We start from the raw sequence: 21,606 nt of genomic DNA on the forward strand, positions 1-21,606 counted from the left end.
TCACCAACCCATAATTCTAAGCACAAATGCCGTAGCAAATGCATCAACAACAATTCGAACTGAATCAACAATGCCGAACTGGTAACAGGCAAAGCGTAAGTCTGAGGGAAGCTTGTTAAAAGCCATGTTCAACACCGTGTAGACCTCATATTCAGAAAGCAACAAAGAGGCAACGTTATAGGCCATTTCTAGCATTTGGATTTTTAGGTAGATATAGAGCTTAATGAACCAAAACCATGCGTATGTGAACACGTCCAGAAACAAGTCCGGTATGGTGGCGAAGAAGTCGTAAATACTGCCAAAGACAGAAACAATGTAATCAAGTGCGCTGTAGAAATATTCCATGATTTATACCTTAGAGCGACCAGAAGAAAGCAAGATAAAGCCAGCTAATAGAGTGGCGATGAATAAGATAACGGTTCGAATCATATTGCTATTGTTAGATCCTAAAGTGCTGAAAAGATTGAAACCCACATCAACATCCCATCGACTTAGGAAGAAGCTTGTACCATCATATGAACCGTCAGAAAAAGACATTTGACCGAGTTTCAGAGGGGATTGTTTGAGCTTGTCTTCAAGTGTTTTTTCAAGGTCATCAATTTCAGTTTTTAGATCATCAACTGCTGTGGTGAGTACCGTATTAGTAGCGTATCCGTCACCTTGTCCTGGAGCGTTGAATGTCCCTGATTTTCCAAAGACATCTTCAAGAACGTCTTTGATATCTCCTTTGGTAAGGCCATCACCAGAGCCGCCATTGTTACTACCAGAGCCTGAGCCGTTATTACCACCAGTAGAACCGCCACCACCAGTAGAACCGCCACCACCAGTAGAACCGCCACCGCCAGTAGAGCCATCACCGCCAGTAGAACCGTCACCACCAGTAGAACCATCACCACCAGTAGAACCATCACCACCAGTAGAACCGTCACCACCAGTAGAACCGTCACCACCAGTAGAACCGTCACCACCAGTAGAACCATCACCACCAGTAGAACCATCACCACCAGTAGAACCATCACCACCAGTAGAACCATCACCACCAGTAGAACCATCACCGCCAGTAGAGCCATCACCGCCAGTAGAGCCATCACCGCCAGTAGAGCCATCACCGCCATTACAAGCATCACCCGTGTAGGTAAACACGCCATAGGGAGGATTAGCCGCAGGGAAAAAAATGTCTGAATTAGCGCGGCAAGAATTTCGACAAAGGGAAGCAACGTCCCGAGTACCTTCGGGAAAAGTAACAGAACCTAATTTTTTACCGTCCATTTTTTTACATCGTTCCTCACAAACACCAGTTGATTCATTTATTTCTTTAGGTGGAACGCAAGAAGAAGCCGAAATAGACGCATAAGTGTTTGAGTAATAAGTCTTACCCGAAACACTTTTGATTCTCGCTTTAAGATATCTACCGTTATATGAAAGACCGAGCAATGTATATCCACGGTTTGAAGAAGACTCCGAACCGGAACAAGAAGAAGAAATAGTATTAATATCAATAACCATACCGACACTGATACATTCAAATTTCGGAGTGTTAACAGACGTTACACGGAAAGTTTCGGCAATAGAATTAAAAGAAAAACAAAAAAATAGGGTTAAAAATAAAACAAATTTACTTTTCTTATTAATCATAAAAATACCCAATAAAAAAGGGAGCCGAAGCTCCCAATCAATCAACCTGCTATGACTCCGGTATAAACCCCATAAAGAAATGAGGCACACGTTAGAGAGCCAAGAACAACGGAGATAATCATTACTTACGGAGCCAAGAAATAACCATACCTAGACCGAAACCAAGTGCAGCAACACCAATCACCCCTGAAGTAGTTAACTCAACCATACCTTTACCAGAAGTAACGGCAGCAGTAATAGCGTCTTGATTTGCATTACCATCAGCGAACGCAGAGCCAGAAGTAACAGCGACAGAAGCAACAAGAATTTTATTGCTAACCAATTGACGTAATTTCAACATAATAATTTTCCTAAATGGATTAACGAAAGTGTTTTAATACACGGCCTAGAACATGACCACCAACAAAGGTTGCCAAGCTCTGACCGACAACGAATTCATACAATGATTTGTCGAATTCAAGTAATGACCAATCAAATTGACCATCAACCAAGTGCGTTAACTGTTCTTTAGAGACCAAGACATACTCACAAACATCCCCCGATGATTGTTGCAAAATCCCATCAATAACAGTCACGCAAATAGACATAGCACTTAGACCTAACTACTTAGCTTTCATGAAGTTATCGAAGTGCTTTTTAATTTCTTCATCGACAGGAACAAGCTTGGTAACCAAGATATCTAGAGGATCATTTGGGTTAGCACCAAAGCTCAGTTCGTAGTCACGGTTAGCAACGAAAGCACGCGTTTGGATAAGCTGACGAGCGTAGGCCACATCAATTTTCAACGCTTGTTTGTTGTAAGGGATGTCAGTCGAATAACCGATACCCGTTTGCTGAAACTTCTCGTTATCGACTTCTTCAACGGCGCGAAGGACAGACAATTCCGCAAATTCCATGTTGGATTTAGGGAAACGCTTGATAGCAATACCAGTTATTGTAGGCATATTCTTGACTCCAAAATTTCGATTTTCTGTTTAGTGTATTCGTCAGGAATACCCAACGAGGTTTCAAAGTTTGCACGTCTATGATGCGTAGGAATGAGCATTCCAAAGGCTTCACCCAAGTCACCATCTGTCATTGCAATCACTTCAGATAGTGCCTTACCACATTGACGACGAACCCAAGCGATACGAGCAAAGAACTCAAGACCCGCTTTCTTTTTGTTAAGCTCAATCTTCATTGGTTCGGCAGGGTCGATACTTGCCGAGAAGTCACAGAGACCAGCAAAGGCCGAAGCAGGCGAGGCGAGTAGTGCCAAATCGCACTTCTTCAATTCCACTTCATTGCGGTACCAAATCACTTCAGGGTCAGCGATGTTTTGCTCAAACTTCTTGTTGTACACACGCCAATAGATTGCAGAGGTACGAGAGCCAACAAGAACGGCTTCCTCTGATAATTCACCGGATTGTGAAACGCGCTTATGAGGAACCATTGTCGGACCACGACCACGAGAAGCAGTGCGAAATGCTCCCTCATAAAAACATTTCTCAGCATACTTACAGTCAAAGATTCCGGTGTAGTCATCCACGCAGAGATCTAAGCGGGCTAGGCGAGTGATACCCAACAGTGACAACCACCAATGCACCTGTTTGTGTGTGGTGAAGTCGAACAACTTAGCGCAACCCGTACCATTGATTTGCACGTAAACCGTATCGTTATTACCGCCAACACCCACCAAGCCACATTCAACCGTTCCAGTAGAATCGTAAATCACCATAGAATCTTCATAACCATGTAAGCCTCGGCCACGCATAGGAGAGATACGGAAGTTAAAGACTCTAGACATGAACTCATCAAACCTATCAGCCAAAACCTTCCGACACTTGTTACGGTGTAACTCGATTGATTTCTCTATAGCTTCTGGTGAGTTAAGGCGGCCGTTGACGCTTTGCTTTTTAAACTCAGGAAACTGCATGTTGATAAAGTCTTGTTCGTTAGAACTATCTAAGTGTCTAAGCGAACCGTAAGAAAATGAAAACGCTAAGTGATCCACTTGAACCGGACGAATTTCATCATGGAACTTATGAGGCTTTTTAGATGGCATGGAACACACCCTTAACTAAAAGCTCTTGGTAGTTCTCATCTGTGATTTCAACAACCTGAAATGACACCATGCCGTAGTGAGCTTCCATGAACTGGAAGAAATCACGCGGAGTCTTGAAGAAGTTATGACCCCAAGGAAAATAGGCGTTGATACCGTGATTGGGTTCGTTGTCGAAGTAGATTGAATCCATAACTAATCGCTCACAACATAAGAGGCTTGAGCCAAAGGCCAAGAGTCTTTGAGACGTTCAACAATGCTGTGAGCATCAGATACAGAAAGAAACTTACTGTGAAAATGTTGACCAGTAGTGATCACAAAAGGCTTACCAGAAGCTGAAGTTCCAAAACCTGCAAAGTAACGAGGAAAACACCCGGAAACTAAAAGAACATTAAACATAACAACCACCTTGACTGATTATTGAGAATTGGAGTGACCATCTAAGCCGAGCTATAAGCGTCAAGGGCAAACAGCCCAAACCTAGACAGCCAAATCAAGTGAGTCCTGATTTGTGTGTACTATAAGACACAGAAATCAGGACTGTAAAGACCGCTTTTTGTGGACTGACGGTATACAATTGAAGGAAATGGAGGGACAACCATGTACCAAAATAAACTGTTAGATGCCTATAAAGAGGCTCAAAACTACGTACAAGATAAGCAGATTGCTCATGACTTAGCGTTAAGTCGTCAGAAGATAAGTGCAATTAGAAGCGGAGCTCGCTATCTAACTGAAACTGAAGCACTTTTTATTGCTGAAAGGATTGGTTTGTCTGAAGAAGAAGTCTTAGTGTACTTAGCCGCTGACCGCAGCAAAAATCATAAGGCTCAGGTGGCTTGGCAGAACATCGCAAAAAAGTTTAACGGGCTTAATATGTCAGGTGTATCAATGGCTTGTGGTGGTTTGGCGTTATGGATGGTGCCTACTCAAGAAGCCCTAGCTCAGTGCGTATTATGTACGTTATGTTAAATTGATTTTGGTGTTTATAAGGCAGGTATCTTTGTGTGATGCCCTGCCTTTATTTGGTGTCGTTATTCTCTGATTTATACTGTGTATTTAACCATATTAGCTATTTACCATAAAATACCTAATAACCAGTGATAATAATCTTCGATTTTACCCCTGGCATTAGTTAGAGCTTAACCGCCAGCAAATTTAACTTTGTAGCCTTTCTTTTCAAGATGCGCTTTGAGCTTGTCACGAGCGTCGCCTTGAATCTCGATGTTGCCATCTTTTACTGAGCCGCCGCAGCCACACACTTTTTTGAGTTCCGCTGCCATTAGTTTTAATGGTGCGTCATCTAGGTCTAAGCCCGTTACGATAGAAACGCCTTTGCCTTTACGGCCTTTGGTTTCTTTTTGGATTCGAACGATACCATCGCCTTTAGGACGTTGGACTTTCTCTTCTTCAGGTTTAATGCGACCTGTTTCTGTTGAATATACTAGGCTCATAAATTACTTCTTTTGTTGCTCTGCTTTTTGTTTTGCGAGTAAGTAAGCTTCTATATGACGTTGGATTGCAATCTTGCCGCCTTTGATAAGACGCCCGTTAAACATGCAATACCACGCGTTAGGCTCACCGGTGTCATTTTTGATCTGATAGCCGTTGAAGTTTTCAGTTAGGCCACCAGTTCCTCTCGACTTATTTAATGCAGTGAACTCTTTAGGGTCAATAATAGACGCCGTGTCAATCCACCAATCAATACTCTTCTTCACGGCAGCTAGGTTGCCCTGAATAACATTGTTTTTTAACTTAGCACGCCAAATGGTGTTATTCGCATCCATCGATTGCAGATGGACGCTACGGTAAATTGAATTAGCCATATCTATTAATCATCTTTTTGTTTTCACTGTATTAATCATAAGTATACTTATAATGATATCAAGCATAATATGGTAAAAACACCTGTCGAGGTACGGTAATTTGCGAAAAAAAGTCCCTATTTTAACCGACTCTGTGACAATTAATTCATTTGTTGAAAAATTGAACAGGCACGCGACAATTGAAATTATAGATGAGTTAACAGGATATCAGTACTCTCGTAACTCACTGCTGGGTATCTACAGTGATTGGAATCGCTACCATGCGTTCTGTACTAAAAACCGTATCAACACACTCCCAGCCTCTATTACTGCTGTTCGTCGTTTTCTTGAGACGGAATCCAGTGACAGAAAATACGCATCTTTAAAACGTTACACTGCAACGCTTAGCTTGTTGCATACTGTGTTGAGCTTTGCCAACCCAATCAAGCATAGACAAGTTCGTTTTGCCCTGCTCCACTTGCAAGCTCAAATGGCCGGCGACGCTAAGCAAACCAATGCCATGACATCTACACACCTCGCTGAGTTAAACACGTTACTTTCAAATGAGAAATCGAGCTTAAAAGAGATCAGAGATATCGCCATTTATAATGTGATGTTTGAGTGTGCTTTAAAACGGTCAGAACTTAAGGCGTTATCAATGGGTAATGTCGAGTGCGTTGAAAACGATTACCAGATTACAATAAAAGATTCAGTGTATCGGCTGTCGCAAGTAGCAAGTGCTGCACTTCAGCGTTGGTTTGCGTTTACTGGGACACAAGACGAGTTACCCGTGTTTCGTGCTATAGACAAGCATGAGAACATTAGTCTGCAACCTTTAGATGATTCGTCGATCTATAGGATATTAAGAAGTGCAAGCGACTTACTTCAACTCGCAGAAAACCACCATTTTTCAGGGAATTCGATTCGTGTGGGTGCCGCACAAGAGTTGTCAAAACAAGGTCTTAAGGTGAGGGAGATTCAGGATTTTGGTCGTTGGCTCAGCCCTGCAATGCCTGCGCAATATGTGGGTTATTCGGGGACGGCTGAGAGTGAGAAGATGAAGTTTAAAACACTAGTGCCTTGGCAATAAGCTCAAGGCACTATTATGTTCTTTAGCCAGTGGTGTAAGACTCGCTAAGATATTTTGGAACAACTAAGAAATGCTTGTTCTCACACAGTTCTCTAGGAACTGGCTGAATTTGTGGCCATCATGTTCAACCATTTTAGGGAACATGGAAATTGGTGTCATACCTGGGAAGGTGTTGACTTCATTCAGGTAGATCTCGTTGTCTTGTGTTAAGAAGAAATCGATACGAGACAAGTGACGAAGCTTCATTTGGGTGAATACTTTACGAGCACTGTCTGCAATTAACTCTAGTTGTTCATCTGTTAAGTTATTTGCTTCAACTTCGGTAATTGAGTGGCTGTCTGAGCTGTATTTCTCTTCGTAAGAGTAAAATGCGCCATTAGGTGCAATCACCTCACCCGGTTTGCTGATGTGTAGCTCACCATCGATTTCATAAGCGGCAACTTCTAGCTCTCTAGGCACAACTGATTTCTCAACCAGCACTTGATCAGAGAAGGTAAACGCCTTATTGATCGCTTCGCTTAAGTCTTCCACTTGGTTAACTTGGTAACAACCTACAGAAGAACCTTGACGAGCCGCCTTCACGAACACTTTACCCCAATTTTCAAAAGCTTGAGTCGCTTGTGAATGAGCTTGGTCGTTGTTGTCTGATAAAAACAAATACGGCGTGTTTGGGATGCCAAGTGCATCGTACCAAAGCTTTGAAGTGATTTTGTTGAAGCTGTTGTTGCTCGCTTCAGAACCACAACCTAAGTACGGAATCTTAGCCATTTCAAATAATGATTGAATGTCACCTGTTTCACCCGGGAAGCCGTGAATACAAGGCGCAATGAAATCGACTTTAGACTCTAGGTTGTCGCCACGTAAGGTTTGATTATTGATATCTAGATAAACCAATTCACCTGAATCAAGACACCAGCCTTCGTTTTTAATTTCAACTCTGACAACGTTAAAATCTGCAACGCTATTCAGTTGTTCAAAAAGGTAATTGGCTGAAACTAAAGAGACTTCATGCTCTGAAGATCCACCGCCACAAAGTAGAAGGATGTTAATGGTGTTCATGGGTAAATTCGGTCCTTGAAACTAGGAATACTGACTTCAATGATAAACAAAAGTCGAAATAGGTACAGTGTTTTGAACGTTAAAATTGTGTTCGAAAGAACGAGCGATTAACTATTAAACAAAACTGCTGGTCTTAAAACAAAAGAAGGAGCATTTGCTCCCTCTTTCTGAATTAAAACTTAGTTCAACTTGTTAAGCGTTGGGTATTCAGAGTTCTTGATGTCATCAATACTCTTAACAAACGGCTTCAAGTTTTGGAAAGTGGTTGGCAGCGTTGAGATTGCCTTTTTAGCTTCTAAGCGTGTTGCGTAATCACCGTAAAGTACGGTGAACCACTTAGTGCCGTTAACCATTTTGTAGTTTTCCCAAACTGGTTGAGAAGTCGTAGGTAGCATTTTCACGAAAGAATCGACTTTACTCTGGCTGCCAACAGCAACAACTTGAACCGTGTAACCAAAACGCTGGTTCATATCTTGTTGTTTCTTCGTTGGGCCTGTCACTACTGCAACTGGCTTAGCTTTAGTCGTTTGAGTGACTTTCTGCTCAACAGGTTCGGTTCTGATCACGTTGACAACGTTTTCTTCAACAACGCCTGTTTGCTCAGATTGAGATACAACTGGAGCTTCAACTTTTGCCGTTTTGTACTCTTCTTGATAACTATCTGAAGTTACATTTGTAACGTAGTCGTCAGATACACATGCAGCCAAGAGCAGTGGCAAAGTCACAATTGCAAATTTTTTCATGGAAAGCTCTATATCCTTAATAATAATTACTATAAATCATGCCGATACGTCGGTTTAGAATCAAGTTAACTTTGAGATTATACACCATTAGTGGGTGACCTATTTCACAAACTTTATGCAGTGTTTGCTTATTCATCTGAATTCGGTGAATTTGCCATCAACCCGCGAGTGAAAAGTAAGTTACGATGAACTTACGTGCATTGCTAGGATATGTCTATGAATCATCTTGATCCCCTCCTTAAACCCCGTTCAATCGCTGTTGTTGGTGCTTCTCAACGAGAAACGCGCGCGGGATATATCGTCATGAACAATTTGTTGCACGGGGATTTTAAAGGTGCGGTGATGCCCGTTACGCCAAAATATGACTCGGTGGCAGGCGTACTCTCATACAAGAACATTTTGTCACTGCCTATCGTGCCTGACCTTGCGATTCTCTGTACCAATGCGACCCGTAATGTGGCCATTTTTGAAGAGCTGGCCGAGAAAGGCATAGCCTCTGTCATTGTGCTTTCTTCCGACATGCAGCAACAAAGCGATAATGGCGAAACGTATGATGCACGATGCCTAGCGATTGCTAAAAAACACAACATTCGGGTGCTTGGCTCCAATAGCTTGGGGATTATTGTCCCTTGGTTAAATTTGAATGCCTCTTTTTCTCCGGTAACTGCGCTGCCAGGTAAAATCGCCTTTGTTTCTCAGTCGGCTGCAGTGTGTACCACGATTCTCGATTGGGCGAACGACAAAGAGATTGGCTTCTCAGCGTTTATCTCGATAGGCAATGGCAGTGACATTGAATTCTCGGAACTCTTGGATTATCTGAGCACCGATTCTCACACCGAAGCGATATTGCTTTATGTCGATAGCATTACTGATGCGAGGCGCTTTATCTCTGCAGCGCGTGCAGCGTCACGCAACCGACGAATTCTAGTGCTCAAAGGCGGACGAACAGCGAAAGGCCGAGCAGCGGCCATGGCACATACTGGTGGTGCCGATACCTTAGACATTATCTATGACTCTGCGATCCGACGCAGCGGTATGTTGCGAGTTAAGAACTTACATGAACTGTTTGCTGCGGTAGAGACACTGACTCATTCAGTGCCCTTGCGTGGCGAGCGCTTGGCTATTGTTACCAATGGTGGCGGCCCTGCAATTATGGCCGTGGACACCCTATTTGACCGCGGCGGTAAGCTCGCAGAGTTATCTGAAGATACGCTCGATAAACTCAGTAAGGTTTTGCCATCGAGTTGGTCTCATAGCAACCCTATCGACATTGTTGGCGATGCCGGCGATCAACGCTATATCGACACCATAAACATCTTGCTCGATGGCGATGAAGCGGATGCCATTCTTATCATGCACAGCCCTTCTGCGGTCGCACATTCAGCCAAAACAGCAGAGCGAATTATTGAGGCGATTAAAAAGCATCCTCGCCACAAGCGCTTTAATATCTTAACGAATTGGTCTGGTGAGTTAACCGCAAGGCCAGCGAGAAAGCTGTTTACGGAAGCGGGTTTCCCAACCTATCGAACGCCTGAAAGTTCAGTGGTCGCATTCATGCACTTGGTCGAGTACAGACGCAACCAACGTCAGTTAATGGAAACGCCGACCACGGCAGAAAAAGTGCACATTGAAGACTTGGCAGATGCAAAAAATTGGATAGAACGTCAACTACTGGATAAAGAAACAGTTAGTCTTGATACCCATCAAAACAGTCAGTTTTTCAAGCACTTCAATCTTGATGTGTTGCCGACTTGGATTGCTTCCGACCCAAGTGAAGCGGTGCACATTGCTGAAACGATCGGTTACCCGGTCGCCGTAAAACTTCGCTCGCCAGACATTGCGCATAAGTCGGACGTTCAAGGTGTGATGCTCAATTTACGAAACAGTAGTGAAGTCGCGAATGCCGCTCAGGCAATTCTCGATCGCTCTCAATTGTCGTTCCCCACCGCTCATATCCATGGCTTGTTGATTCAAGGTATGGCTAAACTTGCAGGTGGCCAAGAACTGCGAGTTAAGGTTACAACGGACGAAACCTTTGGCCCTATCATTTTACTTGGCCAAGGTGGCTCTGAGTGGGATGAATCGATTGATGCCGCGGCTGCTTTCCCACCGCTTAACATGACACTGGCGCGTTACTTGATCATTAGGGCGATAAAAAGTGGCAAGATTCGCCTGCAAAAACTGCCTAACCCGATCGACATTGAAGGGCTCTCTGAGTTGCTGGTTCGTATATCGCAAATGGTAGTGGATTGCCCTGAAATACATGATTTGGATATCCACCCAGTACTAGCCAATGGTGACAAGTTCACGATATTAGATGCCGATATCATCTTGAAAGCGTACGAAGGCGATCCACAAGAACGTCTTGCGATTCGCCCTTATCCGGTCGAGCTTGAAGAGAATATCGTACTCAAGGACGGCACCGAAGTGTTGCTACGCCCTATTCTTCCTGAAGATGAACCGCTTCATGCTGACTTTATTAATCGCGTATCTAAAGAGGATCTGTATAAGCGTTTCTTTAGTGATGTTGGTGAATTCAATCATGAGGCGTTGGCGAACTTTACTCAGATTGATTTTGATAGAGAAATCGCGTTTGTGGTGGTTCGTAAGGAACAAGGTGTGCCTGCGATTATTGGTGTATCGAGAGCGCTAATTAACCCAGAGAACACCGATGCCGAGTTCGCGATTCTGATACGTTCCGATCTGAAAGGTGTCGGCTTAGGTCGTATTCTTATGACTAAGGTTATTGATTACTGCCGTGCGAAGCAGACTAAACAGATGTCGGGCATGACGATGCCAACGAATAGAGGGATGCTGACACTAGCTCAAAAGCTCGGCTTCGAGCTAGATATCAGTTTTGAAGATGGTACTGCAGATATGGTGTTACCGTTACTTTAACGCCCATGTCTTTTTAAGATGTTGGATACACCAAGACTTGGCGTCGCCCATTTTGTTGCGTCGCCAAGCCATGACGATATCGATCGGCTGTGGTTCTGTACCCGAAATCTGCTGTAGAACGCCAGATTCAATCAGCGGCTTAGCAATACTACTCGGCAAGGTGCCAATCCCTAATCCAGTTGTTAGAGCCTCCACCTTTGCAGGGAAGCTTGTTACGGTTAAACGAGGTTGTTTCTCTAGAATGTTGCGACTTAACGCTGGTTGATCGCGTGCAGTATCCGCAATTGCAATAACCCTGTAACTTTCCCTCGCTTTTTGATCGAAATCGCCAGAGCGCTTATGCACGTAGTGGTTTGTTGCAGCGACCCATACCATTTCCATCTTACCAATGATGTCACTTTTCATATCGTTTGGAATCGTGTCGAGCTTGGGACATACCAATAGATCGGCTCGGCCATCTGTCAGGGATTCCCAACATCCGGCTAAGATCTCTTCTTGTAAGCGAACACGTGTTTTGCTGATTTTCCCTAGTTCGTCGACCAACGGGAAGAAATTGGCAATAGGAATGATGCCATCAAAGGCAATGGTTAAATCTAGCTCCCAGCCATTAGCAAGAATACTCGCATCGTTAACGAGTTGTTCAGTGGCACCAAGAATGATTCTACCTTGCTCTAATATTAACTGCCCCGCTTCCGTGAAATTTGCACGGTGGCCTGAGCGATCAAAAATCATGATATCTAAGTCTTGCTCTAACTTCTGGATTTGATAACTCAATGAAGAAGGCGCTCGGTCCAGTTCATTCGCTGCAGCTGCGAAACTCCCACGACGATCAATGGCATCTAATATGTGTAATGCTTCAAGTGTTATTGGACTATGCATAGCTTTCCTATTTTATAAATGAGACTTGAATCACAAAAACAGAAGCATTCAGGCTATGAATGGAACTGTAAAAGTCTTTTTAATACAGATATTTAAGATTGTTAATTATGAATTAGTTGATAATATTGAAAATTATTTAAATGCAAATAATAGTAATTATCATTTAGATCCAATATTATCTTTCGCAAATCAAGATAATACTATGGAACTAAGGTAACTATCAGATGTATAAGCAATCCCTACTCTCTGCTTCAATCGTTTTAGCGCTTTCATCAACATCAGCCTTTGCTGACGATTATGCCCTATTTGATGAGGTTGTTGTATCTTCGACTCGTACTAATCAACAACTTGAAGATGTTGCTGCATCGGTAACTGTGATTAACGATAAAGATATCGAAAAAAACATGGTAACGGATGTAAACGATTTATTTAAGTACACACCAGGTGTCACCGTCACTACGAATTCTCGTCAGGGGATTCAAGGTATTAATATTCGTGGTATGGAAGGTAACCGAGTAAAGGTTATCGTTGATGGAGTATCACAAACTAGCCAATTTACCCCGAGTGGTACTCAGTCATATAACTTCATCAACTCTTCGCGCGTTGATATTGATACGGACATGTTGAAGTCTGTAGAGATAGTTAAAGGTGCGGCTTCTTCTCTTTACGGTTCAGACGCTATTGGTGGTATTGCTGCGTTTGAAACAAAAGACCCAAGTGACTTTTTAAAAGGCAAAGATTTCGGGGGGCACGCGAAGTTCAACTACTCTTCATCTGATAACACATTTAGCGAATCTGTTGCCTTAGCGAATCGTATTGGAGATCTTGAAACGCTAGTTGCTTATACTCGCAGGGATGGTGAGCAAACTGAAAACTTCGGTACACCTAATGAGCAAGACACTCAAAACAACAACTTACTGGTTAAGCTTCAATATCAATTAAATGAACAACATCGTTTAGAATTCTCAGGTAATTTTATCGAGAATTCAGGTGATACCGATTTAAATAGCTCAAGCTACACCGGTTACACTGGCGAAGATTCGACTAGTCAACAACAAATTGGTATCAAACATATTTGGGATGCTAACTTAGCGTTTGCCGACACCGTGACTTGGCAAGCTGACTGGTTGAGCAAAGAAGAAAATGGCGTAACTAATCGTACATCTAAGGGTGGTAGTATGTTCTTACCGCCAGCTGGCAACGTTCAGAAAAAGGACTATATCTACGAAGATAAAGGTTACCAGCTTGATGTGCAATTCGATAAGTTCTTCATGACAGGTAATGTAGAAAATTACTTTATCTATGGTGCTTCATATTCGGACAAAGATATTAAAAACGTTAATAACGAATATAACTCAATCAGTGCAGACCAAGTTATCTTCTATATTCCTTCAGCATCAGAAAGAAAGTATGGATTTTTTGCACAAAATGAAATGACGATCGGAAATTGGATGATTACTCCGGGGGTTCGTTTTGACGGCTTTGAAACGGATCCTGGTGATACAAGCCAAAACCCAAGTGGAAACCCTGAAGAAGCTTATGCAAAATATTCAGACTCAGCTGTAACTGGACGCTTAGGTACAACTTACACGCTTAATGACGAAAATAAGATCTTCGGTCAAATTAGCCAAGGATTCAGAGCTCCTGATTTCCAAGAGCTTTACTATTCATTTGGTAATCCAGCTCACGGTTATGTTAATGCCCCTAACCCAGATTTAGAAGCTGAAGAAAGTATTTCATACGAGCTAGGTTGGCGCCACAACACAAATTATTCATCAAGTGAAATCGCTATCTTCTACAGCGACTATGATAACTTTATTGATACTCAGCCTGTTAGTGGTTCTGGCTCTCCTATGGATCCGACAGTCTATAAGAATATCAACATTGATGAAGCAGTAATCAAAGGTATCGAGGCTTCAAACACGTTGTCTTGGAATAGCTTCATGCCGGTACAAGGTGTGAGTACCCGTGTTGCAGCTACGTACACAGAAGGTGAAGACGGTGAAGGTAACCCTCTTAACAGTGTGAATCCTTGGAATGCTGTAGTTGGATTTAACTATGATGCTCCTTCAGCGTTATGGGGTACATCACTTAACATTAGTTATACAGCTGGCAAGAAGTCTAGTGATATAAATAGCGCGGGTCTTAAAGACGAAATTCTACCGACTGATTCTGCAACAGTAGTTGACCTAACTGCATACTACTTGCCGATGAAGGACCTTACGCTTAGAGCTGGTCTTTTCAACGTTACGGATGAAGAGTACTATTCATGGAATGATGTTCGTGGATTCTCACAAGAAGATAAAGATTACACGCAAGCTGGTCGTAACTGGTCAGTCACCGCTAAATACGAATTCTAATTCGTTAGAAAGCTGAACCACAGAAACGTATACAGCAGATACTAAAAAGCCAGCTAAACGCTGGCTTTTATTATTTCACTAAAAATTGTATAGAAAAGGGATAAAGTGAAATTACTTCTCTGCCATCTCTTTCTTAACCATTACTGCAGCAGCAATGATGAAAGTGATAATTAGGCCTAGTTCCATGATTAACTCCAAAGAAAATTAACATTAAACATATAATTCGCGAGCATGATAACAACAACCGATACAGAATGATACTTTTTAACCACTAATTCACTTTTTATTCGATTTAGATCAAAAAAGATGCCCTAAAGCATCTTTTTGTATATTAATCATTCATGAAACTACTAGATCAACCAGGGAAACCATTAGGGTTCGTTGACTGCCAGCGCCATGTATCTTCCGTCATTTCAGTCAATGTACGCGTCGCATTCCAGCCCAGCTCTTTCTGAGCTTTAGCAGGGTCTGCCCAACATTCTGCGATATCACCAGGGCGACGATCGACCAGTTTATAAGGGACTTGTTTACCGCTCGCTTTCTCGAACGCTTTAACCATATCTAATACACTCGAACCGTTACCAGTGCCAAGGTTGTAGATATGAAGACCGTCTTTACGCCCTACTTTCTCAAGCGCTGCAATATGGCCATCAGACAGATCCATGACGTGAATGTAATCACGAACACCAGTCCCATCTTTTGTTGGATAATCGCTACCAAATACCGATAGGAATTCACGGCGGCCCACGGCTACTTGAGAGACAAATGGCATTAGGTTATTTGGAATACCTTGCGGGTCTTCACCTAGCTCACCACTTGGGTGTGAACCTACTGGGTTAAAGTAACGCAGCAGTGTAATGCTCCAATCTGGATTGGCTTTTTGGAAATCGGTTAAGCACTCTTCAACCATTAGCTTACTACGACCGTAAGGATTGGTCGCGCTTGTTGGAAAATCTTCTGTGATAGGCACACTCGCAGGATCGCCGTAGACCGTTGCTGAAGAGCTGAATACTAAGGTTTTCACACCAGCGTCACGCATTGCATCAACAAGAACTAACGTACCGTTCACGTTATTGTCATAGTATTCAAGTGGCTTAGCCACAGATTCACCAACCGCCTTTAGACCAGCGAAATGAATAACGGCTTCAATGTTGTGTTGCTTCATGGTTTCAGTCAAAAGCGCTTTATCACGAACGTCACCTTCAATGAAATTAGGGCGAACACCAGATACTTTTTCGATACGCTCTAGAACGCTTGGTTTACTGTTATACAAGCTATCAAAAAGTACAGGTGTCATTCCTGCGTTGATCATCTGGATACTTGTATGGCTACCGATGTAACCCATGCCACCTGTAACTAAAACATTCATGTTTAGCAGACCTTTTAATTAAAAATATTCAACCTATCACTTATGATACAACAACTTAGGTAGAGGTCACAAACGCCTACGGCTATTAACTATCACGAGAGAACACAAATTGACCTTTTCCTTTGCGTTTTGCTTGGTACATCGCCTCATCGGCAACCTTTAGGATCACGTCTATATCACGCTCTGAACCATCAACTAAGTGTATGCCCAAGCTCGCTCCAACATGAAGCGAGCGCTGTTTATGGGTTACTTCTTGCCCGATCAGCTCCAACAGTCGCTCCGCTAACTTTGCTAACAAGACTTTGTTGGTTTGTTTAATAATAAGAACAAATTCATCACCCGACAAACGTGCTACCAAATCTCCTGCACGAACTTGAGATAGCAACCGGCTCGATACTGCTTTGAGGATTTCGTCGCCCGCATCGTGTCCATAGTTATCATTAACGTGTTTAAAGCCATCGAGATCCAAATAGATAACCGCGAAGTGTTGATTAGAATAATGGCTAGACGTGACTACATCATCCATCACTTTATACAGCTGAGCTCTGTTGGCCAAACCCGTTAATGCGTCGTGATGAGCCAAGTGTTCGAGCCTTTCCATCTCTTTGACATTAGATAAATCAGACAATGTGAGTACCATATCGAACTCGTCTTTCTCGTTGTCTGACGAAACTCGATTCACTTTTACAAACATTGGAACCAAAGTGCCGGATGCACTCTTCTCCCATACCTCGCCTTGCCACTGCCCATAATTTTCCAATGAACTGCGAATTGTCGGCATTAGGGATGAAAATTGTTGCCAAGAAAAAACGTCAAATGGTGTTTTGCCCACCAGCAGATCGGCGTGATAACCGAGAAGTTTGGTGACAGCTGGGTTAACCATGGTAATTACGTTGGATGAATTCAGTACGATTAAGCCGTCTTTGCTGTTCTCAAAAACACCCGCAGCTATACGCTGGCGACTCATGGCCGTTTCCATCCCCGTGACATCTTGGATTGCATAAAGAATACGACCGTGCTTTGGCAACGAACGGCTACTCACACGAAGCCAGCGTTTTGAGTTAAAGAGATCGGTGGTTTCGAGTAGTTCGTCATTCAGCTCAATATTGGCGTCGATAACCTCTTGTAAGAACCCAGTTTGCTTTGTCGAGATCAACTCTTGGATCAATAAATTTTCAAGAAACGCTTCGGTACACTTAAAAATGTCACGAGTGGCAGCGTTCGCATGAACGATGAACCCTTTTTCATCGGCTACCAACAACGAGTGCTGAACAGTTTCAATTACCTCATTCGCAAACGACTTTTCTTCTTGTAGTTTATCTAGCGTAAAATTGATTTGGTTGTCGCGATGTTGAAGTCTTTCGAGCATGGTATTAAAAGCTCGAACCAGATCCCCTATCTCATCGTGGTTCGTTGCGACTAATTTTTGTTGTTCAGAACGACGTTCAACAAAGGCTTGCATCGCCTCATTAAGGTCAAACATCGGTTCGATAATCAAGCGTTGAACCAATTTGACCAGTACCCCGCCTAAGATCACCAGAAACAGCAAGTAGACGGCCGCAACCTTGAAAATATTCGTTAAGATCATATTAAACGTCTCTTTTGATATTGTCACTCTCAAGTTAGCGATCACAGCGTCATCCAGCGTCACCGGAACAAGCAAAAAGATGAAATTCTCGGAGATGGAAAATTGGTGATCCGCGATGTCATTTAATTCATCTGTATTCGGCCTTGGAACCAGCGTATTACTCACTTGATAACTCGCAAAAAGCTGTTCGTTAATGTCATAGAGCTTCACCCTGACGATATCTTTATCCGCAACGAAGGCTGACAAAATCTCCTGAGCCGAAGATTTATCCTCAAATAGAATCGCGGCTTGTAGGTTATAAGCAACACCTTGTGCTAACACTTTAACTCGCTGAATAAGACTCTCTTTCTCTCGCTCAAAAGTGACAGTGTAATTAACTGATTGAATCGTCACAAAAGTAACCGCGATGAAGATGACAATCGGTAATATCAGCTTGTTTTTAATCGATAAATTATTAATGAAAGACAACATTATTGGCCCTCCACTATAGCGATTCGTAACAGGTTTGAGCCGATGATGTATTCACCGCGTCTTGCATTCACTAAGTTGATCTTAGGCTTTAGCTTATTATCGATGTGCGTTAGCTCAATGACTCCTCCCATGTCCGTAAAGTTTGGGATATCGCTAATCGTCACAGTATGTGGTGAGTGGGCTTTACCGCTAAATTCATCATTATCGAGATCAGATAGATAAGTGATATCACACTTAGGAGTCACCAATTGATGTACTTGTATAGCGAGAGAACGAATAGATTTCCCTTGTGTAATCGACGTCAGTGCTTTGCTTACCTTCTCATCGCCAATCACACAGAAGTTAACCGTATTCATGGTGCTTTCGTCGTTCCAACGAATAAAGTTGGCAATTCTAAAAAGGTACACCGCTTTCACTTCATAAGGCTTGAAACTAGCCGCCGATGTATTTAAAGGCATAATAAACATCGCTAAAGTGGCAAGGCTGAGTTTAGTAAAACCGAGCTTAATACGGTACTTAAGCCACTTAGAATTCATGAGAGACCCTCATATATACAGACTCTTGGTTAACACTTTTCTCAGACGTGAATTCAGCTTGATAGCCGTCACTCTTACCAATGTTTTCAACGACCACTTCAATTAAAGGTGCTGCGGATGATTTTTTCCATGCAAGACGTGCGTCAAAGGTTATTTCATGTGGGTAAGATTGCCATTCGTATTGAGTGCCATCGCCTGCTATCCAATAGTCTGGGTAATTCACATTAATGTATTGGCCGATAACATCGAATTGCCAGCTATCGGTGATATTCCACATCAACTGTGCCGTGGCTAAATGTTCATTATCAATGTCATGATAGACGCCAGTTTGTGGGTTAGATTTAGGGTCATCCCCCTTGTTTTCGCCTTCTAACGTTGAATAAGCATAACTCAGGTAACTGGTGAGATCTTCTGTAAGTTGATAACTTGCACCTAGCTCTAAGCCATAGGTTTTCGCTTTATAATCATCAGATAATGCACCGACATAGACATGATTCGCGGGGATATCATTCGGGTCATAGCTGTGGAAGCGTAGATTGTCATGTTCACTCAGGTAGATTGTTGCATCGAGCTCGAAATTTGAATTGTTAGAGTAGCGATACCCCATTTCAGCCGTTATGACGTCCTCTATTTCAAGGTTAGAGTTTGATTTATAGACATCCAGATAACTGTCGTTTGAATCGGTATTATAACTGTTGAAGTAGTATGTAGAGTTTGAATCCATATATGATGGTGCAACCACTGCACGGCTGAGCCCCGCCCACACAGAATGACGTTGAGTTAACTTATATAAACCTCGCAATTGAGGTGAAAGCTCAGTTGAATCATTCTGTGTAAAGTGCTCGACCTTGGCACCAATAGTAATAGATAACGCTTCCGTCATTTGAATTTGAGACTGTATAAAAGCGTTCGCAATATAATCGTTGGCAGATTGGATATTGTAGGCTCGACCTTCGTAATCGGGATTGTACCAATCAACCTCCGAAACTTGGCTAGACGAGAAATCAAGATACATATATCGCAGGCCACCACCGAGTGTCATCTGATGCTTTGCAGATAGCTGGTTGATATAGGTCGAGTCAAAATCGAGGGTCGAGTAGCTTCCCGGAGCATCTGGCGCGTTATCCTCATTATATTCCCCCCATAACGAATATGAGAGTGTCGAACTTTCATCAAAATGGCGAGAGTCGTTGAATTGGACGTAAACAGATTGGCTCTTGTTATCGAAATCATTGGCTTGTGAACCGACAAACGAACCTGAGTTATCATATTGGAACGTATAGAGTTCCGACTCGTAAAAGCTTTTCTCGCCGCCGATACGCAATGACCAGTTTTCTTCAGTATTACTTGGTTGAAACACCATCCCAGCCGTTTGCGCTTTCCATTTTTCAGATTCGTTTGTGCGATACGTGGGTTCTTCTCGGTACTTATAGAATGCACGCGCATTCACATCGTCATTCAAGCTTAAACCCTGACGAACACTAAACTCGTAATTTTTAGTAGTAGAGGCGACACCAGAGAGATACGTCCCTTGAGTATCATTGGCAGACTTAGTAATGATATTTACCACACCATTAACCGCATTGCCTCCCCAAATCGTTCCGCCGGGGCCTTTTAATACTTCGATACGTTCGATGTCGGCAAGTATATAGTCAACATCGCTCCAATACGTGCCGCCATAGACTGGGCTAAATAAGCTTCGTCCATCCATCATCACGAGCATTTTGTTATACAGCCCATCATGAAAGCCGCGCGTCGAAACAAACCACGAGGTCTCGTTAAACTTAGTCACTTTGAGGCCGGGTACTAGCGTCAGCACTTCCGCAATGGTTTTAGCCCCACTGCGTTGAATTCGCTCATTAGAAAGTACATAAACCGATGAGGGAATGTCGGCAAGTTTTTGTGTCACTTTCGAAGCCGTTTCCATCTCAACATCTAACATAGACAACTCTTCAAGGCTCATCGACATGAGTTGGTCTAAAGAGTTTTCTTGAGCAGCTACAAAAACAGGTGTCGTTAATGCTAGTCCTAAGCAAACCTGGCGCGATATCATGTGCTCACCTAATATACAGATAGATATTAATCCTTTAATCAATAGTTCAACTATATATGAAATGCCATACTGGTAAATTTTCGGTGTCGAAAGTTTGAGTCAGGTCACTGTTTATTTATGGCATTTATAAGACCGTCATTACTTACCTCAACGTAAAGGATTAGCACCACGTGACAACGAAGATTTTGCTTAATTGCGACATGGGAGAAAGTTTCGGCAATTGGAAGATGGGCGATGATGAGTCGGTCATGGAATGGGTCGATATGGCAAACATCGCTTGTGGCTTTCACGCGTCTGATCCGCACGTTATGTCCAAGACTATTAAACTGGCACAGCACTATCACACCCAAATAGGTGCTCACCCTGGTTATCAAGATTTAGTCGGGTTTGGTCGCCGTTCTATTCCGCACACCATGGATGAGATCAGTGAACTGGTTTGTTATCAAGTCGGTGCACTACAAGCCCTTTGCCGATATCACCATGCATCTGTTGGTTATGTGAAACCTCATGGCGCCCTTTACAACGATATGATGGCGAACATTGATGTGTTTAATGCGGTAGCACAAGCAGTCGCTGAATTTAACATCCCCTTAATGATCCTCTCTTCGTCAGACAATCAGCAGTATTTAGATATTGCTGACGATCATGACTTACCCCTCTTGTTTGAAGCGTTTGCCGATCGTGCATACTTGAATAATGGGCAGTTATCGCCGCGAACTCAACAAGGATCGGTTTACGTCAATCAAGACGACATCTACAACCAAGTCATGCAAATCATTAACTACGGTTCGGTCACGACCATTGAAGGCGAAAGACTGCCTATTGAAGCCGATACCATTTGTGTTCATGGTGATAACCCCCAATCTATCGCATTAATTAGAAAAATCAGACAAGACCTCAACGCTTTTAACTAATATGAAGCGTGTGATTGGTATGGCGCACGGCCTTATCGCTCGCCTTACGAGCACTTAACCAATTGCTAGTAAGGTCTAATTGCTTTGTATTGGTTTGGACACGGAAGTTAGAAACGCCAAATAAGTAAATAAAAGGCAGTAAGTAAATCAAAGGCAAGCAAAAGTATG

At 42.8% G+C, this 21,606-nt stretch carries 22 protein-coding genes; 5 read left to right on the forward strand and 17 right to left on the reverse strand.

Going from position 1 to position 21,606, the window contains the following annotated elements:
* From DUN60_RS20980 to DUN60_RS21015, 8 genes are all read right to left on the reverse strand, one after another.
* The gene (locus DUN60_RS20980) at positions 1-345 is read right to left on the reverse strand and encodes a hypothetical protein (RefSeq protein ID WP_019351056.1); all 345 of its coding nucleotides are present in this window, start codon (positions 343-345) and stop codon (positions 1-3) included.
* Between the two features lie 3 nt (positions 346-348).
* Positions 349-1,269, reverse strand: coding sequence for a hypothetical protein (locus DUN60_RS24710; RefSeq protein ID WP_208638362.1), 921 nt, complete (start codon positions 1,267-1,269; stop codon positions 349-351).
* A gap of 487 nt (positions 1,270-1,756) precedes the next feature.
* Positions 1,757-1,975 carry a hypothetical protein gene (locus tag DUN60_RS20990; protein ID WP_114635333.1) on the reverse strand — a complete coding sequence of 73 codons (219 nt, stop codon included), beginning with the start codon at positions 1,973-1,975 and terminating at the stop codon, positions 1,757-1,759.
* A gap of 19 nt (positions 1,976-1,994) precedes the next feature.
* Positions 1,995-2,222, reverse strand: coding sequence for a hypothetical protein (locus tag DUN60_RS20995; protein WP_019350627.1), 228 nt, complete (start codon positions 2,220-2,222; stop codon positions 1,995-1,997).
* 15 nt (positions 2,223-2,237) lie between these two features.
* Positions 2,238-2,579: a DUF1293 family protein gene (locus DUN60_RS21000; protein WP_065099874.1), complete on the reverse strand. Its 342-nt coding sequence runs from the start codon at positions 2,577-2,579 to the stop codon at positions 2,238-2,240.
* Positions 2,567-3,679 (reverse strand): replication initiation factor domain-containing protein, encoded by a 1,113-nt coding sequence (locus DUN60_RS21005; RefSeq protein ID WP_114635334.1) that lies wholly within the window; start codon positions 3,677-3,679, stop codon positions 2,567-2,569. Before DUN60_RS21005 ends, DUN60_RS21000 begins: the two co-directional genes overlap by 13 nt.
* The gene (locus tag DUN60_RS21010) at positions 3,669-3,869 is read right to left on the reverse strand and encodes a hypothetical protein (protein ID WP_016786329.1); all 201 of its coding nucleotides are present in this window, start codon (positions 3,867-3,869) and stop codon (positions 3,669-3,671) included. The genes DUN60_RS21005 and DUN60_RS21010 overlap by 11 nt, the downstream gene beginning before the upstream one ends.
* 2 nt (positions 3,870-3,871) lie before the next feature.
* Positions 3,872-4,075, reverse strand: a complete 204-nt coding sequence (locus DUN60_RS21015; protein ID WP_076670476.1) for a hypothetical protein — start codon at positions 4,073-4,075, stop codon at positions 3,872-3,874.
* A gap of 201 nt (positions 4,076-4,276) precedes the next feature.
* On the opposite strand from DUN60_RS21015, the gene DUN60_RS21020 reads away from it, so the two are divergent.
* Complete coding sequence (locus tag DUN60_RS21020) at positions 4,277-4,645, forward strand: DUF3693 domain-containing protein (protein WP_114635335.1); 369 nt, start codon at positions 4,277-4,279, stop codon at positions 4,643-4,645.
* 170 nt (positions 4,646-4,815) lie between these two features.
* Here DUN60_RS21020 and yciH read toward each other — a convergent pair whose 3' ends face one another.
* On the reverse strand, positions 4,816-5,127 hold the full coding sequence (gene yciH / locus DUN60_RS21025) for a stress response translation initiation inhibitor YciH (RefSeq protein WP_009845368.1): 312 nt from the start codon (positions 5,125-5,127) through the stop codon (positions 4,816-4,818).
* Positions 5,128-5,130: 3 nt separating this feature from the next.
* A complete protein-coding gene (locus tag DUN60_RS21030) occupies positions 5,131-5,499 on the reverse strand; it encodes a DUF3319 domain-containing protein (RefSeq protein ID WP_004730993.1) in 369 nt (122 codons plus the stop codon).
* Between the two features lie 100 nt (positions 5,500-5,599).
* Here DUN60_RS21030 and DUN60_RS21035 point away from each other — a divergent pair, with 100 nt between their 5' ends.
* Positions 5,600-6,568, forward strand: coding sequence for a tyrosine-type recombinase/integrase (locus DUN60_RS21035; RefSeq protein ID WP_114635336.1), 969 nt, complete (start codon positions 5,600-5,602; stop codon positions 6,566-6,568).
* 63 nt (positions 6,569-6,631) lie between these two features.
* Here DUN60_RS21035 and DUN60_RS21040 read toward each other — a convergent pair whose 3' ends face one another.
* Complete coding sequence (locus DUN60_RS21040; RefSeq protein ID WP_054546869.1) at positions 6,632-7,627, reverse strand: D-alanine--D-alanine ligase; 996 nt, start codon at positions 7,625-7,627, stop codon at positions 6,632-6,634.
* A 179-nt stretch (positions 7,628-7,806) separates the two neighbouring features.
* Entirely contained in the window at positions 7,807-8,370 is a 564-nt protein-coding gene (locus tag DUN60_RS21045) for an SPOR domain-containing protein (protein WP_004730988.1), read from the reverse strand.
* Positions 8,371-8,586: 216 nt separating this feature from the next.
* On the opposite strand from DUN60_RS21045, the gene DUN60_RS21050 reads away from it, so the two are divergent.
* Complete coding sequence (locus DUN60_RS21050; RefSeq protein WP_114635337.1) at positions 8,587-11,268, forward strand: bifunctional acetate--CoA ligase family protein/GNAT family N-acetyltransferase; 2,682 nt, start codon at positions 8,587-8,589, stop codon at positions 11,266-11,268.
* Here DUN60_RS21050 and DUN60_RS21055 read toward each other — a convergent pair.
* Positions 11,260-12,147 carry a LysR family transcriptional regulator gene (locus DUN60_RS21055; protein WP_114635338.1) on the reverse strand — a complete coding sequence of 296 codons (888 nt, stop codon included), beginning with the start codon at positions 12,145-12,147 and terminating at the stop codon, positions 11,260-11,262. The genes DUN60_RS21050 and DUN60_RS21055 overlap by 9 nt on opposite strands.
* Before the next feature lie 224 nt (positions 12,148-12,371).
* Between DUN60_RS21055 and DUN60_RS21060 the strand changes: the two genes are divergently transcribed.
* On the forward strand, positions 12,372-14,507 hold the full coding sequence (locus DUN60_RS21060) for a TonB-dependent hemoglobin/transferrin/lactoferrin family receptor (protein WP_114635339.1): 2,136 nt from the start codon (positions 12,372-12,374) through the stop codon (positions 14,505-14,507).
* Between the two features lie 355 nt (positions 14,508-14,862).
* On the opposite strand, the gene galE is transcribed toward DUN60_RS21060, so the two are convergent.
* From galE to DUN60_RS21080, 4 genes are all read right to left on the reverse strand, one after another.
* Positions 14,863-15,876 carry a UDP-glucose 4-epimerase GalE gene (gene galE, locus DUN60_RS21065; RefSeq protein WP_017079232.1) on the reverse strand — a complete coding sequence of 338 codons (1,014 nt, stop codon included), beginning with the start codon at positions 15,874-15,876 and terminating at the stop codon, positions 14,863-14,865.
* 85 nt (positions 15,877-15,961) lie between these two features.
* A complete protein-coding gene (locus tag DUN60_RS21070; RefSeq protein ID WP_114635340.1) occupies positions 15,962-17,935 on the reverse strand; it encodes a sensor domain-containing diguanylate cyclase in 1,974 nt (657 codons plus the stop codon).
* Positions 17,935-18,471: a YfiR family protein gene (locus DUN60_RS21075; RefSeq protein ID WP_017082256.1), complete on the reverse strand. Its 537-nt coding sequence runs from the start codon at positions 18,469-18,471 to the stop codon at positions 17,935-17,937. The genes DUN60_RS21070 and DUN60_RS21075 overlap by 1 nt, the downstream gene beginning before the upstream one ends.
* On the reverse strand, positions 18,461-20,524 hold the full coding sequence (locus tag DUN60_RS21080; protein WP_114635341.1) for a TonB-dependent receptor plug domain-containing protein: 2,064 nt from the start codon (positions 20,522-20,524) through the stop codon (positions 18,461-18,463). Before DUN60_RS21080 ends, DUN60_RS21075 begins: the two co-directional genes overlap by 11 nt.
* A gap of 170 nt (positions 20,525-20,694) precedes the next feature.
* On the opposite strand from DUN60_RS21080, the gene DUN60_RS21085 reads away from it, so the two are divergent.
* A complete protein-coding gene (locus DUN60_RS21085) occupies positions 20,695-21,438 on the forward strand; it encodes a 5-oxoprolinase subunit PxpA (RefSeq protein ID WP_114635342.1) in 744 nt (247 codons plus the stop codon).
* Positions 21,439-21,606 lie beyond the last annotated feature (168 nt).

It is taken from the genome of Vibrio splendidus (assembly GCF_003345295.1).
GTDB lineage: Bacteria > Pseudomonadota > Gammaproteobacteria > Enterobacterales > Vibrionaceae > Vibrio > Vibrio splendidus_K.

Coding starts and splice junctions, on each gene's coding strand:
- DUN60_RS21000 (WP_065099874.1), bottom strand. CDS start 2,579: ATGCCTACAATAACTGGTATTGCTATCAAGCGTTTCCCTAAATCCAAC.
- DUN60_RS21040 (WP_054546869.1), bottom strand. CDS start 7,627: ATGAACACCATTAACATCCTTCTACTTTGTGGCGGTGGATCTTCAGAG.
- galE (WP_017079232.1), bottom strand. CDS start 15,876: ATGAATGTTTTAGTTACAGGTGGCATGGGTTACATCGGTAGCCATACA.
- DUN60_RS21005 (WP_114635334.1), bottom strand. CDS start 3,679: ATGCCATCTAAAAAGCCTCATAAGTTCCATGATGAAATTCGTCCGGTT.
- DUN60_RS21030 (WP_004730993.1), bottom strand. CDS start 5,499: ATGGCTAATTCAATTTACCGTAGCGTCCATCTGCAATCGATGGATGCG.
- DUN60_RS21060 (WP_114635339.1), top strand. CDS start 12,372: ATGTATAAGCAATCCCTACTCTCTGCTTCAATCGTTTTAGCGCTTTCA.
- DUN60_RS21080 (WP_114635341.1), bottom strand. CDS start 20,524: ATGATATCGCGCCAGGTTTGCTTAGGACTAGCATTAACGACACCTGTT.
- DUN60_RS21075 (WP_017082256.1), bottom strand. CDS start 18,471: ATGAATTCTAAGTGGCTTAAGTACCGTATTAAGCTCGGTTTTACTAAA.
- DUN60_RS21020 (WP_114635335.1), top strand. CDS start 4,277: ATGTACCAAAATAAACTGTTAGATGCCTATAAAGAGGCTCAAAACTAC.
- DUN60_RS20980 (WP_019351056.1), bottom strand. CDS start 345: ATGGAATATTTCTACAGCGCACTTGATTACATTGTTTCTGTCTTTGGC.
- DUN60_RS21050 (WP_114635337.1), top strand. CDS start 8,587: ATGAATCATCTTGATCCCCTCCTTAAACCCCGTTCAATCGCTGTTGTT.
- DUN60_RS21010 (WP_016786329.1), bottom strand. CDS start 3,869: ATGGATTCAATCTACTTCGACAACGAACCCAATCACGGTATCAACGCC.
- DUN60_RS20990 (WP_114635333.1), bottom strand. CDS start 1,975: ATGTTGAAATTACGTCAATTGGTTAGCAATAAAATTCTTGTTGCTTCT.
- DUN60_RS20995 (WP_019350627.1), bottom strand. CDS start 2,222: ATGTCTATTTGCGTGACTGTTATTGATGGGATTTTGCAACAATCATCG.
- DUN60_RS21070 (WP_114635340.1), bottom strand. CDS start 17,935: ATGTTGTCTTTCATTAATAATTTATCGATTAAAAACAAGCTGATATTA.
- yciH (WP_009845368.1), bottom strand. CDS start 5,127: ATGAGCCTAGTATATTCAACAGAAACAGGTCGCATTAAACCTGAAGAA.
- DUN60_RS21055 (WP_114635338.1), bottom strand. CDS start 12,147: ATGCATAGTCCAATAACACTTGAAGCATTACACATATTAGATGCCATT.
- DUN60_RS21015 (WP_076670476.1), bottom strand. CDS start 4,075: ATGTTTAATGTTCTTTTAGTTTCCGGGTGTTTTCCTCGTTACTTTGCA.
- DUN60_RS24710 (WP_208638362.1), bottom strand. CDS start 1,269: ATGGACGGTAAAAAATTAGGTTCTGTTACTTTTCCCGAAGGTACTCGG.
- DUN60_RS21045 (WP_004730988.1), bottom strand. CDS start 8,370: ATGAAAAAATTTGCAATTGTGACTTTGCCACTGCTCTTGGCTGCATGT.